11 protein-coding genes and 1 riboswitch are annotated in these 15,098 nt (G+C 29.9%); of the genes, 2 read left to right on the forward strand and 9 right to left on the reverse strand.

Annotation, left to right across the window (positions count from 1 at the left end):
• Positions 1-110 precede the first annotated feature (110 nt).
• The 9 genes from CUEA01_RS19870 to CUEA01_RS19910 all read right to left on the reverse strand — a co-directional run bounded on the left by CUEA01_RS19870 (position 111) and on the right by CUEA01_RS19910 (position 13,144).
• A complete protein-coding gene (locus CUEA01_RS19870) occupies positions 111-1,361 on the reverse strand; it encodes a HAMP domain-containing sensor histidine kinase (RefSeq protein WP_234123666.1) in 1,251 nt (416 codons plus the stop codon).
• Positions 1,354-2,058, reverse strand: coding sequence for a response regulator transcription factor (locus tag CUEA01_RS19875; protein WP_234123667.1), 705 nt, complete (start codon positions 2,056-2,058; stop codon positions 1,354-1,356). The genes CUEA01_RS19870 and CUEA01_RS19875 overlap by 8 nt, the downstream gene beginning before the upstream one ends.
• 301 nt (positions 2,059-2,359) lie before the next feature.
• The gene (locus CUEA01_RS19880; RefSeq protein ID WP_234123668.1) at positions 2,360-4,918 is read right to left on the reverse strand and encodes an ABC transporter permease; all 2,559 of its coding nucleotides are present in this window, start codon (positions 4,916-4,918) and stop codon (positions 2,360-2,362) included.
• The gene (locus CUEA01_RS19885) at positions 4,915-5,598 is read right to left on the reverse strand and encodes an ABC transporter ATP-binding protein (protein ID WP_234123669.1); all 684 of its coding nucleotides are present in this window, start codon (positions 5,596-5,598) and stop codon (positions 4,915-4,917) included. Before CUEA01_RS19885 ends, CUEA01_RS19880 begins: the two co-directional genes overlap by 4 nt.
• Before the next feature lie 308 nt (positions 5,599-5,906).
• Entirely contained in the window at positions 5,907-6,641 is a 735-nt protein-coding gene (locus tag CUEA01_RS19890) for a Fic family protein (RefSeq protein WP_234123670.1), read from the reverse strand.
• 175 nt (positions 6,642-6,816) lie between these two features.
• Positions 6,817-7,386 carry a class I SAM-dependent methyltransferase gene (locus CUEA01_RS19895; RefSeq protein ID WP_234123671.1) on the reverse strand — a complete coding sequence of 190 codons (570 nt, stop codon included), beginning with the start codon at positions 7,384-7,386 and terminating at the stop codon, positions 6,817-6,819.
• Between the two features lie 104 nt (positions 7,387-7,490).
• Positions 7,491-7,589, reverse strand: a riboswitch (SAM riboswitch).
• 66 nt (positions 7,590-7,655) lie between these two features.
• The gene (locus CUEA01_RS25215; RefSeq protein ID WP_329604032.1) at positions 7,656-9,233 is read right to left on the reverse strand and encodes an ABC transporter ATP-binding protein; all 1,578 of its coding nucleotides are present in this window, start codon (positions 9,231-9,233) and stop codon (positions 7,656-7,658) included.
• Positions 9,234-9,300: 67 nt separating this feature from the next.
• Positions 9,301-10,926: an ABC transporter ATP-binding protein gene (locus CUEA01_RS19905; RefSeq protein ID WP_234123672.1), complete on the reverse strand. Its 1,626-nt coding sequence runs from the start codon at positions 10,924-10,926 to the stop codon at positions 9,301-9,303.
• Positions 10,927-11,488: 562 nt separating this feature from the next.
• Positions 11,489-13,144, reverse strand: coding sequence for an oleate hydratase (locus tag CUEA01_RS19910; protein WP_234123673.1), 1,656 nt, complete (start codon positions 13,142-13,144; stop codon positions 11,489-11,491).
• Positions 13,145-13,563: 419 nt separating this feature from the next.
• Between CUEA01_RS19910 and dhaS the strand changes: the two genes are divergently transcribed.
• Both dhaS and CUEA01_RS19920 read left to right on the forward strand, forming a co-directional pair.
• Positions 13,564-14,136, forward strand: coding sequence for a dihydroxyacetone kinase transcriptional activator DhaS (gene dhaS, locus CUEA01_RS19915; protein WP_234123674.1), 573 nt, complete (start codon positions 13,564-13,566; stop codon positions 14,134-14,136).
• A 170-nt stretch (positions 14,137-14,306) separates the two neighbouring features.
• Positions 14,307-14,996, forward strand: a complete 690-nt coding sequence (locus tag CUEA01_RS19920) for a DUF975 family protein (RefSeq protein WP_234123675.1) — start codon at positions 14,307-14,309, stop codon at positions 14,994-14,996.
• Positions 14,997-15,098 lie beyond the last annotated feature (102 nt).

Raw genomic sequence — 15,098 nt, forward strand, 5'->3', positions numbered from 1 at the left:
CACTGTACTCTGAATAAAGGTTCGCAATCTTTAAAATTTGTGCCTAAAATAATTTTGTGCAACAGTCCATTTCATTAAACCACTTTAAATATTCCTAGCTATCATTAATTTTAAATTATTGTTTTTAAAAAAGTTATTTTAAATTCCGTACCTACTCCAAGTTCACTTCTTACCACTATGCTTCCACCTTCACTTTCAATAATCCTCTTACTAAGTGCAAGTCCTATACCTATACTTTCCGGATTAGTGGAATTTTCTCCTTTATAAAATCTTTCAAATATTTTATTTAAGTTTTTATTGTCTATACCCTCTCCGTTATCTTTTATATTTATTTGAAGCGAAAGAGGTGTTTCTTCTGAACTTATTTCTATTGTTCCGCCTTCGCCTGCATGCTCTATTGCATTTTTAATAATATTTGAAATAGCTTCTGCTGTCCATTGAACATCATGTTTGAACTTCGTATCCTTATTTATATTTAAAAGCATATTTTGTTTCTTTTCTTTTGCTTTATACGAAAGTGGCTTTAATGCATTCTGCACAGTATGCAATAAATTTTCACTTCTAATATTAAATTCTACTGCTCCAGCTTCAAGTCTTGCCATCTTAAGTAAATTTACGACAAGCCACTGCATTCTATTAAGTTGTTCTAAGGATTTCTGAAGAAAGTTTTTTCTATCTTTCAATTCCATTTCACTATCGCTTAGCATTATGTCATTATACATAACTAAAGCTGCCAAGGGTGTTTTTAATTGATGTGATATATCAGAGATTATATTTTTTAATTGAATTTTATCTTTTTTTAAGTTTGCCAAATTTTCTTTAAGCCTTTTAGCCATAACATTAAATTCATGACCTAATACATAAAACTCACCTTCTCCACCTTCAGGAAAGCTAATATCAAACTTTCCATCTACCAAAGCTTCCGAAGCCCTACAAATCTCTCTAACTTTTTTTAGCATTCCCTTCAGAGTATTAAATATAACAAAATAAACAATAAACATAAATAAAATTAAGATACAAAAGCCCCTAATTAAAGTCACACTTCCAAACTTATCAATTAGCGGATTTTTATAAGAGTCAAGTTCATATGTATATCCATAATCATTTAATATACTTTGACTCTTTTTTATTTCTGCATTAGTTACACCTTTAGTAAATACTTTTATTATGTCTTCCTTTTCGTAAGGATACTTATTTAATATTTTTGAAGCAATAACTTTATTTGAAGAAATATATCTTTTATTTAAATCCGACATACTCCCATTAAAAAATATAAATAAACACACAAACATCAGCACTTGAATAATTAAAAATTTTATAGTAATACTTTTTATTTCTTCATTTCTAAAATAACTATTCAAGCCTTGTCACCTCTTTATTCCATCTATAGCCAAGTCCTCTTACGGTTTGAATGTATTCTGGTTCCTTTAAATTTTCCTCTAATTTTTCCCTTAATCTTTTTATATAAACATTAAGAGTATTTTCATCCACAAAATTTCCATCTACATCCCAAAGCTTTTCAAGTATTGTATTTCTAGCTAATACATTTCCTTTATTCTCTACAAACAATAAAAGTAGCTTGTACTCCATAGAAGTTAAAATTATTTCTTGCCCATTTCTAAATATTTTAAATTTAAGAGGTTCTATTAATATATTGCCTGTCCTTATTTTTTTAACATTTTCTTTTTTTATTATTTTATTTCTACGTAAAATTGCATTTATTCTAGAAACAAGTTCTTTTATTCTAACAGGCTTTACAATATAATCATCTCCACCTATATCAAGCCCAAGCACAACATTTACCTCTTCATCGCAGGCAGTCATAAATATTATAGGTAAATTATTATCTTCTTCCCTTATTTCTTTGCATAAATCGTATCCATTTCCATCTGGAAGAAGTACATCAAGAAGCATTAAATCAAAAACTTCTTTTTTTAAACTTTCCTTAGCTTCTTTTATATTTTTTGCAGCTTTTATAGAAAACCCCTCTTTTTTCAAGGCATATTCGACTCCTATAGTAATTGCCATATCATCTTCAACTAATAAAATTTTATTCATATTACCCCACAATCAGAGTACAAAGTACAGAGTACAGAGTACAGTGAATGATGATTTTTCTCCTCTAGCGCTACGAAAAATCTAAAAACTTATTTTTTATTGCTTACGCAATTGCACAATATATGGTGCTCAGCGAAGCTGACAATATTAAATTTAAGATTTACCTAAGCATAGCGAAAGGTAAATCATCATTCACTGTACTCTGTACTCTGTCATCTGTACTCTGTTTCAAATTCTAATTTGTCAGTATGAACTTGGTATTTATAATTTCCATTTTTCAGGTACTATATCTTTAATCTTATCATTCTTGATTTAAATTTTCCACTACATTCATATTTTTTAATTTTCGAAGAGGAATAGCTGAGGCTATTAATGTTATTATTATCGCAGCTATAACTTCACCCACTATAGCTACTATAGGCAGCTTAAGATTAAAATCTCTAAACTCACTTCCAGAAATTATTTTTATTAAAATGAAATCCAGAGCTCCGCCTATAAAGGTTCCAAGTACAGCTGCAATAATTCCATGAAGTGTTCCTTCAAGAAGCACCATTTTCGTAAGCTGCTCTTTTGTCATGCCAATTGCCATGAGCATTGCAAATTCCGCTTTTCTTAAAATAATGTTTATACTTACGGTATTTATTATATTTACAGCAGAAATAAGTGTTATGATTGATATAAAACCATAAACAAATACTTCCATTTCAAAGTTACTTTTTTTATTATCTTCCGCTATTTTATAAAAATCTGTATAATATCCACCGACTTCGGCTGCCTTATCTTCAAAAGACTTATACAATTTATCTCTTGATGTTTTATCATTAAATACAATTCCAAATCCGTCATAATCAATTTTGCCATTTAATTTTTTATACATATCTTCTGTAAATATAAAATTCATTCCTTCAATAGGATATCCATCATTATTATTATTTATTGGATCTACATTAAGTATTCCAACTACTGTTAATGTAACAAACTCTTTATTATCTATTGATTTTCGCTGCTCTTTATCAGCATCCTCCGCTGCATTTTCACTGTCTTTGAGCAAATAATTTTTCATTTTAGGAATTACTATTTTATCTCCAACCTTATAAGTTGAATAATTTTCAAAAACCTTTTTATTTTCTTTTCTATCTGAAGTTTGAATTTTATTTTTATTAACAATTAATACTCCATTATTGTTTAGTTTGTCCTTATTGATTTCTCCAGACGAAATATATTTTTTAGCCAGTTCCAAGGCATTGTCATCATATAAACTAATATCTATACTTGTTTCTGTAAAATTTTTGTACTGCGGTTTATTTTCACTTAGGCTCGTTTTTTTATAAAAATTTACGTTCAATTTATCACTTGCAATATAAATTCCATTTTCAGCATCGGAAAGTTTATATACTTTTTTTACACCTGATGATTTTTTTATTTGTTCATAATCTTCCGTACTTAAACCACCTTTAGCATTATTCTTAAATAGTATGCTGTCATACGGTGTTATTTTTTTACTATCATTATCCATCTGCTTTACAAAACTAGCAAAGGTAGTAAATACAATAAACATAATTATTGAAATTACAAGAGAAAATACAGTAACCCAAAACCTTCCTGGAAGTCTTTTTATATTTTTATAAGCAAGCTCTCCCTCATTTCCAAATAAAAGCTTTATTATTTTGCTATTTCTCTTTTTTAATTTTTTATTTTTTATTCCAATTGTATTTTTTAGTGCATCCATAGGACTTATCCTTCCAGCCCTTCTTACTGGATTAAAAGCTGATAAAAGTATTGTAAATACAGAAAGAACGGCACTAATAATAAATACAACTGGATAAACACCTATTTTAAAATTTGAAGAACCAATAAATGATAATTTTCCCATAAGCTTTACCGTAAGATATATCCCTAAATAACCTGCAAGGCAGCCAATAGGTATACCAACAAGGCACATATAGGCAGCTTCCCTAATAACCATACTTTTTATTTGCTTTGGAGTTGCACCTATAGATCTTAAAATTCCAAAATGCTTTATTCTCTCCATAACAGATATATTAAAAGAATTATATATAAGTGCAGCACTAGACACTACTATTATGCTTATTAAAAATACTATAATCTTAACTATAAAATCATTTCTAAGCTCATTAGGACTTTGTAAATAGGATCTTAAAATCACATCATTGTATTCAATTTGAAGTTGTGAGCTTTTTAAACCACTTTCCTTTGCAATTCTATTTGCTACTTTTTCTTTATTTCTTTTCTCTTTTAAATTTACAAAAACATTAAATTTAGAAGTATCCTTGTTATTAAAATTTATGAAAGTAATCGCCCTTGCTGGAGCAAGTGAATTATACTCATATGTTCCAACTATTTTATAATTTTTTGTTTCATTATTCTGTAAACTTATAGTTATGCTATCACCTATTTTTTTATCCTTAAGCTGATAAGAAGTTCCCATATCCAACATAATTTCATTTTCCTTTTTAGGAAATCTGCCCTTCTTTATTTCAAAGCATCTATTCATTATATTTTTAAAACTGTTTTTATCATATGCTCTTACTTCTAAATTTAAATTTTCATTTTGGACTTTTACTTCCGCCTTCTCCCATCTCTCTTCAATACCAAAATTGAGTACTTCAGCATTGTTTATCATTTTTTCTACATTACTGCTTGATATGTTATCGTACTTAAATTCATAATTTCCAAGCGATTGTTTTGCATCTTCTATCTGAGAAGCCCTGTAACTAAATAAAATTGTCCCTATTCCAGTAAACAAAGCTACAGAAAGAATTATTCCAATTACCGTAAGGAAAGTTCTCTTTTTATTTGCCTTTAGATATTTCAAAGTGATTTCAGAGTATTTTTTCATCTTGAGACCACCTCATTTGACTTTATCTCTCCATCTTCTATACTTATTACCCTATCTGCAAGCCTTGCAATAGATAAATCATGAGTTATAACTATAAGTGTTTGATTATATTTTTTAGCAGAATATCTTAAAAGTTCAATTATTTCTTTACTGTTTTTAGAATCAAGATTTCCAGTAGGCTCGTCTGCTAATATTATTGCTGGTTTATTTGCAAGTGCCCGTCCAATCGATACCCTCTGCTGCTGACCACCAGAAAGCTGTGATGGTAAATGGTTTCTTCTATCCTTTATATCTAGAATACCCATTATTTCTTCAAGATAATTTTTATCTATTTCTTTTCCATCAAGTAAAAGTGGCATAACTATATTTTCCTCAGCTGTCAAAACAGGAAGCAAATTATAAAATTGAAATACAAAGCCTATTTTTCTTCTTCTCATTATTGAAAGTTGTTTTTCATTTAACTTATTTATCACTGTACCATCTACAATAACTTCACCAGAGGTTGCCTTTTCAACACCGCCAACAATGTGAAGGAAAGTACTTTTTCCAGAACCACTTGGTCCTACTACTGCTGCAAATTCTCCTTCATTTATAGTTAAATTTATATTTTTTAAAGCTTCTACCCTTGTATTTCCTTTTCCGTATGTTTTACATAAATTTTTAATTTGAAGTATTTCCATTTTCAATCCCCCTATATTTAAAATAAACCACTTGGAAATTTAAATCATCCTTCACTGTACTCCGTCATCTGTACTCTGTTCTACAAATTATGGTTTAAAATGATGCATTTGGCATGTGTAATTTCAATGTTCCAAGTTGTACATCTATATAATAATTCTTGTTTATTACTGTAGCATAAATTGTTTATTACAAAAATGTAATAAAAAAAGCTCTTAGGCATAAAAATTATCATGCTAAGAACTTTTATCAATATCTATAGCTTATAACAAACATTTCACTATATATACTAGTTCAATTATTGAATTTTTTATGAAATTATATATAAATACATATCTAAACTTCTATTTACTGCTTCTTCTATAATTTTTATAAAATCATCTAATTTATTTTTCATACTAGCTTTTTCAAGCGCCGCCATATATTCATTTCTGTCTTCCATCCTTATTACAGTCATTGGATATCCATTCCTCATAAGAATTAAATTCATAAGTAGCCTACCACATCTACCATTTCCGTCTATAAAAGGATGTATAAATGTAAATTTATGATGAAATTCAGCTGCAAGCTCTATAGGATGTATCTTATTTTTATTCTTGGCATACCATGTAATTAATTCTTCCATTTGCTGTGGAACTAGAAAATGTTCTGGAGGTCTATGATTACTACCGCTTATAAGTACATTAACGTTTCTATATTTCCCTGCATTTTCATTATTTATACTTTTAAGAATAATATAATGCAGATTTTTTATAACATTCTGATTAATATCTATATTTTTATTTACTATATCTTCAATATAATCAATAGCTTCTTTGTGATTAATAACTTCAAGATGCTCCTTAAGAGTTTTACCTTTTCCAATAGTAATACCATCTTCCAAAATTACTTTGGTTTCTGTAATTGTAAGAGTGTTTCCCTCTATGGCATTTGAATTGTACGTAAACTCCACATCAAAATACTGTTTTAAATTTTTAACACAAGTATCATTAAATGGTCTTTTACTATCAAGTATTTTTTTCTTTTCATCTATTTCTTTAATCATACATATCACCTTATAAATCAAATTATATTTATATTATTATCAAACAATTTTGTTTTATAATTTTTTATGAAATATTTCTTATCCATATTATACCACATAATACTAAGCCATCTAAAAAAAATATTTCAAAATTGCACTTGCTATTTTTTTAAGATGCCTAAACCTAATTATAAATTTACTTTCTAAAGACTACCTTAAAAGTCTTCCCATAATCTTCTGCCTTCACAACTTCAAACCCTGCTTTTATCCCCAATTTTTTAAAGTAGGTTAAATCCTGCTCATAATCCTTTTTCAAAACACCATAAGAGGTTTCAATTAATTTATTTGGCGTATTTACCTCAAGTTCAATAATAAATATATCATTTTTACTACTATCCATTTTGGGCATTACAGCATCCCACAATACAAACTCCGCTCCACTTTTAAGTACTCTATAAACCTCATTAAATACTTTTTTATGGTCAGCTTTATCAATAAACATCATTGTAAAAAATGACGTTGCTGCATCAAATTTATCATTTTGAAAAGTTAAATTTGATGCATCCATAACTATTTTAACTGGACCTTCTGGAGCCTCATCCAATTCTTCCTGCCTTTTGTCTATAGCCGTTACTCTTTTGCCATAGCAAACTCCAATTACACCTTCTCCCCCGCCTCCAATGTCTAAAATTTTATCTCCTTGTATCTCTTTTCCAATAAGTAATTTTTGTTTTTCCACAACATAATTTCTATCTTTACTGTTCAAAGTAATCACCTCAAATATTTTTTAACATATAAAAAGCTGTTTTCCTTAAACAGAAAACAGCTTAATAACAATAAAATATCATATTTATATTGCATATTACTATTTTCTTATCTCCCAAATTTACTTTGCAGGAATTGACACCGTACATTCTTGCCGGTTGTCGGGTTTCACAGGGCCAGTCCCTCCACCACTCTAGATAAGCTTTTATATAGTATTCTTATATGTTTAATTAAATTATATAATTTAATATATATAATGTCAATATACTATTATTTCATTTCCACAACCCTTTCTGCCCACTTTATAACATCTTTTCTATGAGTTATAAACATAACTGCTTTAGTTTTACTGATGTTTTTTACAGTCCCTAAAACCTGCTCTTCTGTGTCTTTATCAAGTGAAGAAGTGATTTCATCAAGTAACAGTATTTCTGCATTTTTAGCCAGTGCTCTTGCAATTGCAATTCTCTGCTTCTGCCCTCCAGATAAACTTTTTCCATCATCCAAAAGCATAGTATCATAGCCATTTTCTAAATTACAAATAAACTTATGCGCTCCTGCAAGCTTTGCAGCATTTATAATTTCTTCCTTAGCTGCACTCTCATTTCCGAAAGCAATGTTATCATAAACACTTCCTCTAAATAACATAGCATCTTGAGGAACATAAGAGGTTTTACTTCGTATATTTTTAAGGGTAGTCTTCTCACTTCCATTAAAAATAATACTTCCAGCTTCAGGCTCATAAAGTCCCAACATAAGTTTCATTAACGTGCTCTTGCCGCAGCCGCTTTCTCCAACCACTGCTGTTAATTTGTTATTTTCAATATTCATATTAAATTTATCTAGCACAGCTGCACCTGTATCATATGAAAAACTAACATCTTTAACTACAACAGGATTATTTATTTTATTAATTGCATATGACATTTCTCTTAATATTTTTTCTTTTGGAGTGTTTGTTATTTGAAATAAACGCTTCACTCCCGCAACATTTGTCTGCATACCAGCCATATGCTGTCCACACTCTAAAAACAACATATCAGTTGCATCTTTTAATCCTATTAAAGCAATTATTGTTCCCCAATCTGAAAGCTTAAAATATATAAATAGTGCTCCAATAAAGAGAATTGCTATATAAGATATAGAACTGATTGCTGCACTAATAGCATTCATTTTAGACAATATTTTACCACTTTTAAGCTTTAAATCAGCTTCAAGCTTTGTAACTTCATTAAAGTTTTTAGTTTTAACCTCATATAAATTAAGAACTCTAATTGTTTTAGCTGCTTTTACAAGTTCATATGCATCTGTACTAGTCTTAGCAAGTCTATCCTGCAAAGCTGTTCCTACCTTTTCAAGTTTTTTACTAAAGTAAGAAGCTGTAAATACAGAAATACTTCCAATTAAAATTACAATAATAGCAAAACGCCAATCCATAGCTGCCATTACAGCAATTCCTCCAATACCACCTACTGCTGAATGAAGCACCTGAAAAAAACTCCAGTCGTATATTAATTCAAGGCATGCTGTATCATTTGTAACTGCTGAAATAAGTTCTCCCTTTGCAGTTGAATCATGATATTTCATAGGTAAATTTAAAATATGCTCGCAAAAATTTGTCTTCACATCACGAATAGTTCCTTTGGAGGCAAAATCGCAAAGATATGTTGAAATAGGTGCATATACCCACCACATAGCATTCTTAAATACAATAATTACTATAGACTTCCAAAATAGTCCGTAACTTTTTTCACTAATAGCTGTTATTAACCACTTTGTTCCATAAGCATTTAAAATAATAAATCCTAGTTCTACTGCGCAAAATAAAATATTGCACGTTAAAAAAATTTTGCTTTTTTTTCCATAAGCTTTATTGCTTTTATTATTGTAGGTATATTGTAATTTTTAAATAATTTCATATCATATCAGCTCCCTTCAAATTTATAACCTCATCAGCAATATCAATAAGCGATTGTCTGTGAGCTGACATAATAATCAATTTTTCTTTTGACACTTTATTTATTGCAGCTATAACTATGCTTTCGGTCTCTGCATCAAGTGCTGAAGTTGGCTCATCAAGAAGCCATATTGAGCTGTTTTGTAAAATAGTCCTTGCCAAAGAAATACGCTGTTTTTGCCCACCTGAAAGTGAAGTGTTACCTTCTCCTAGCATGGTATAATAGCCATTTGGAAGTGCCTTTGCAAATTCATTTGCACCAGCAAGCTTAAGTGCCTCTATTACTTCTTCATCACTTGACTTTGGACTAACAAGCCTTACATTTTCCATAAGGGACATGCTAAAAATATATGTTTCCTGGGACATAACCGAAATTGTTCCATTTACTGCAATGCTCCCCTCTTTAGGCTTATACAGTCCTGAAATTATATCTAGCAGCGTAGTTTTTCCTGATCCAGATTCTCCACATAATGCAATAATTCCATTTCCTTTATGGCACATTGAAAATCCCTTTATGATTGGCTTATTCTCTAAATATTCAAAGGAAATATCATTAGCCTTAATCTCTGGCAAACCATTAAAATAGCTTATCTTTCTTGTATCATCCCTTTGAGATATATTTTCTAATCTACTTATACGATTCATTGAAGCAATAGAGCTATTTAACCCATTGAGCATAAATGGAAAGTACACAGATGGAGCTATAATGACATCAAGCAAGTCAAAAATAGCAATAAATGTACCTATAGTTAAATGTCCTCTCATAACCATATAGCCTGCAAAAATCATATAACTAACCTTTGGCATTTGAGCGGTTGATGAACAAGCTGGCTGCATAAGAGAATTCCATATTGATATGTTCATTGCGGTCTTATATACTTTGTTATATTCTTCATAAATCTTATTTTTGATTTGTTTCTCCATCATAAAAGATTTAATGACCGGTATTTGAGATAAGGCTTGCTCAACTACTGACAACGCTTCTCCCTTATAATCGGCTTCTACAGAATACAGCTTACCCATTTTATTGTTAAGTGACAGTGTAAAAAACATTCCAATAGGAGTATATATAAAAGTAACTACTGCAAGAAGTGGATTAACATATATTAAATATACAAGCGCACCAATAGCCATTGTAAATTGAGAAAAAAGCCCTATAAAATCTCCTGCAATAAAATTACATACATTTCCTGTATCAGAGTTTACTGACGATAAAGTATCTCCTCCTCGAATTTTAATTATTTCTTTATAATCTGCGTGAAGTAAAGTTTTTGCGATATGACATTTTATATTTCTAGAAGTATTTGATGACAGTTTTGAAACACAAATGCCGCTGGTATACTTTAAGCAAGTATTTGTTAAGATCAAAAGAACAAATACAATAAGTGAACTCATTATCTTTGAAAAATTACCATTCATAGAGTTGTCCACTAACATTTGTGTGATTATTGTATTTATAAGATTGGTTCCAACTAAAATAAGCGAAATAGCCGCCGCAGTTAGATACCACTTTTTATAAGGCTTGATCACTTTAAAAAGATATGAAAATGCTGATATATAATTTAGTTCTTTATTTTTAGACATAAAAAAATCTTCCTTTCTAACAATAACAAACAGACTTATACAAGTCTCTTTATTTTTTCAACAAAATCGCACAACAATAAAACCCTTAAAATCAGAGTTTTCCTTGAATTAAAGATATACCATGTGAAACTTCAAAATTAATTTGTATCAAAATGCTATCTTCAAAGCATTATGGTGCAAATTGATTTTGGTAGTTGAACTGGTTTATCTATAAATTTTTATTTTAATTAGCGAATTCTGTTGTTGTTAAAAAGAAAAATAACCATTTAAACCTTTTCCTTTCCTAATATGAAAATATTATACAATAGAATTTTAGAAATGTAAACAATTATATAGATAGCAACGTTAACAATCAGAGAGCCTCAATTCAGTTAGGCTGCACTGTTAGACATATACAGACGTACCATTTTTAAATACAAATAAAGGGCTGCCACACAAAATTATTTTATACACAAATTTTAAAAATTACGTATGAACTAATCTTAGTGCAACAGCACCAATAATTAAAACTTTTTGTGACTTTCTTAAAAATGCTTGACAGTTTCAGGTTTATCTTTAATCCCTATTTTAGCAAAGCTTTAAGTGCTTCTACCTCTTCACGTAAATTATCATCCTTCATAAATTCCTTAACAGCATTCATTAACACACGAACATCTTTTTCGCCTTTATAAATAGGTGTAAGCTCCTTATTTAAATTAAAGAATTTATAAACAGCCATTTGTGCAGCTCTTACGGAATAATCCATTGTAAATACTGTATCATCTGGTATTTCAACAAATTGCCCCATTAAAGCTAAGTTCGTTGAACCTTCTGGAATAACTTGCGGCCTATCGCCTTTTGCTCTAGTTAAAAATTGTGCTGTTGTAAAAGGCATTATACATGGCTTACAAATAGATGTCTTAAGAATCTTCTCCATATCATCTTTGAAGTTCAAGTGATATAATATTTCAGTTAATATTTCTTCGCCAGTACAATCTACCATTGGTTTCTTTACAAAATCACCTTTTTTATATGGATACAAAGCATAGCCCCAGAAAACTTGTATATTATCAGGCTGATTTAAAAAATGCGGTTGATTATGAAGAACTAGTGAGAATAACCAAGCAGAATCTCTAAATGTCATATGAGCACCAGTTCCTGGCTGATTTCCTGTGAATTCTATTATTTTATTAAACATTGTTGGGTCTTTAAGTGTAACTGTGATTGATTGCCACATTGATTCTTCTACACGATCATCAAAAACGTGTGGATTACCAAACTCAGGACGTCCTTCAGCTATTTTCTCCCAAAGATCCCAATCGCCACCTACAGTTTTATCATTAACCTTTGCTGGCGTATGCATATCTCCAACACTTGAACCAGCTGTTAAAGAACCTATTGTAATAAATGCAAAGTCTCCTTCGCCAACTTCCACCCTAGTTTCTTTTCCGTCTTTAACACATTTAAATGCTGTAACTGTAGTTTCGGTCTTTGATGGTTTGAATTCTACATCTGTTACTTCACAGCCTAATTCAAAATTAACACCTTGTGACTGCAACCATTTTGTCATTGGTAATAACATTGAATCATATTGATTGTATGGTGTACGACGTATTCCTGACAAATCATATAATTTTGGCATTTCTTGAATAAATCTATGCATATATCTCTTTAATTCTATGGCACTGTGCCAAGGCTCAAATGCAAAAAGTGTTTGCCACTCATACCAAAAATTAGTTGTAAAGAAGTGATCGTTAAAGCATTCTTTAATAGATATTGTACCTAAAGCATCTTCTGTAGCAAGAAATACATGTGCTAATTCCATTCTATCTTGACTATTAAGTCCTAAAGGTGAGGCTGGAAGTATTTTAGCATTATTATCTATTAATCTAGCTTGTGCATGAGTGTGTATTTTTTTATTAAAAGCATAAAATTCATCAAGTATTGAAACTTTAGGATCAGTTAATGAAGGGATACTTTCCATAACTCCAAAAGTACACTTATAAGCTTCCTCATCAAACATTCTTCCACCACGTATCATATAACCATGCTCAGGATCACCACAGCCATCCATGCTTCCACCTGTAACCTTTAATTGCTCATATATATGAATATTTTTTCCTGGGACATGAGCATCTCTAATCATAAATACTGCAGCTGACAGTGATGCAAGTCCGCCACCAACTAAATAGGCATGTGTATTTTCCACATCCATTGTTTGATTAAAATTAAATCTCATCTTAAAACCCCCATCTAAACTTTATTTTATAAACTATCTTGAAATTTCAAACACGGTTTGGTAAGGTTTACATATAATAAAAATTATATATTTTTTTAATTTAAAATTTCAAGATAGCATTTAGGCAGTAACTTATGTTTAAGTATCCTGCTAGAGATATACCATTGTGAAACTTAAAATTTATTTGTACCAAAATGCCATCTTCTAGGCATTTTGGTGCACATGAATTTTAATAGTTGAGTTGGTATATCTATAATATAAATCCAAATAAGAATCTTTTATATAATCAATTTGAGATATATGTATAAAAATTACACATATATCTCAAATTGTACAAAATATGCTATAATGTTGAATTAGAATAAGTAAATATTTTATACTACATTAATTGAAAACATTTATAAGTGCAGGTGATTATTATGTCAGATTCTAAAATAACTAAAAAAGCTCTTGCCATGTCAATTAAAGAGCTAATGAAAACCATCCCTTTGCATAAAATATCCATACAAGAAATTGTGGATAACTGTGGTCTTAATAGACAAACCTTTTATTATCATTTTACGGATAAATTTGATCTCGTAAACTGGATTTATTACACTGAAGTTATGAAAAGTATAGGTGATTGCAAAAGTTATGAAAATTGGAGTGATGGAATGTATAAAACTTTGTTATACCTATCCAACAATAAAACATTTTATATAAATGCTCTTAACACTCCAGGTCAAAACGCTTTTGATAAATATTTTTTCAGCATCACCTTTGATCTTATCATTGGAGTTGTTAATGACCTATCTAGTAATATGACTATTTCAGAAACTGATAAGAATTTCATTGCTGACTTTTATGCTCACGCCTTTGTTGGCATCATCGTGCAATGGATAAAAAGTGGAATGGAACTATCTCCAAAAATCTTAGAATATAAACTAAAAGAAATTGTGGATGGAAGTATGGTTGGTGCATTAAGAAGATATGCAACTACTAAACTTCAATAATATTGCAAATTAAATTGTAGTGCAAAGTCAAATAACCTTTGGTAGGCGTAGCAAAAGCGTTTTGGAACGATTTAAATAAGGCATCTTAAAAATCTCTTCAAATAAACATTATATTAAAAAATATTAATATATATATACAGTGCAATAATTAATGTTTTTAGGAGAGAGTTATGTATAAAGAAAAAATATCAGTAGGAGAAGTTTTCTCAAAAGTTTTTTCCATAAGAGCCACTAACATAGGAAAGTTTATAGGAATTATACTTGTACCAGGGTTGGTTTTGCTTGTCATGAGTTTTCTTTTAGGATTAATAGCTACAGGTGCCGCAATAGGCGGAATATCTGTAGGTGGAATTTTACTTATCGTAATTGTTTGTTCTCTAGTAATTTTATTACTTTGCATACCATTAAGTATAGGCACATATTATGTAGCAAGGAAATATCATGATACACAAGAGATTACATTTTCAAATATACTCATATGCTTTAGAGAAAATATGATTTTAAAATCAATAGGGTTGAGCTTACTTATAGGCATAATACTAATTGTAGGTTATATATTGTTCATAGTACCTGGTATAATACTTACCTATATGTTTATATTCGCATTTTTTGTTATGGTTGATAATCCTGAGCTTGGCATTTTAGATATTATTAGTTTGAGTGCAAAACTTTCTAAAGGTTACAAACTTAAAGCTTTTGGATACACTTTTTTATTAGGGATTATCCCTGCCTTACTTAGCTTATTACTTAGAGGAACTACACTTGGCGGTATCTTGAGTCTTGTACTTTCTTTAATTATAGGTGCTCTTAATTTGCTGGGATTAAGCTTCTTTTATATTGATAGTTTGGGAGAAGAGTAAATCTATAAATAGACAACCTGAAACATTGAAATTATAAATAACAAATGCATCCTGTTAAACTAGAATTTGTATAGCAGAGTACAGATGACGGAGTACAGAGTA

The organism is Clostridium hydrogenum (assembly GCF_021432385.1).
Lineage (GTDB): Bacteria > Bacillota > Clostridia > Clostridiales > Clostridiaceae > Clostridium_S > Clostridium_S hydrogenum.

What these genes read in the sequence shown, in the direction of transcription:
- dhaS (WP_234123674.1), top strand. Translation starts at nt 13,564, where the DNA reads ATGTCAGATTCTAAAATAACTAAAAAAGCTCTTGCCATGTCAATTAAA.
- CUEA01_RS19885 (WP_234123669.1), bottom strand. Translation starts at nt 5,598, where the DNA reads ATGGAAATACTTCAAATTAAAAATTTATGTAAAACATACGGAAAAGGA.
- CUEA01_RS19890 (WP_234123670.1), bottom strand. Translation starts at nt 6,641, where the DNA reads ATGATTAAAGAAATAGATGAAAAGAAAAAAATACTTGATAGTAAAAGA.
- CUEA01_RS19875 (WP_234123667.1), bottom strand. Translation starts at nt 2,058, where the DNA reads ATGAATAAAATTTTATTAGTTGAAGATGATATGGCAATTACTATAGGA.
- CUEA01_RS19905 (WP_234123672.1), bottom strand. Translation starts at nt 10,926, where the DNA reads ATGTCTAAAAATAAAGAACTAAATTATATATCAGCATTTTCATATCTT.
- CUEA01_RS19920 (WP_234123675.1), top strand. Translation starts at nt 14,307, where the DNA reads ATGTATAAAGAAAAAATATCAGTAGGAGAAGTTTTCTCAAAAGTTTTT.
- CUEA01_RS19910 (WP_234123673.1), bottom strand. Translation starts at nt 13,144, where the DNA reads ATGAGATTTAATTTTAATCAAACAATGGATGTGGAAAATACACATGCC.
- CUEA01_RS19880 (WP_234123668.1), bottom strand. Translation starts at nt 4,918, where the DNA reads ATGAAAAAATACTCTGAAATCACTTTGAAATATCTAAAGGCAAATAAA.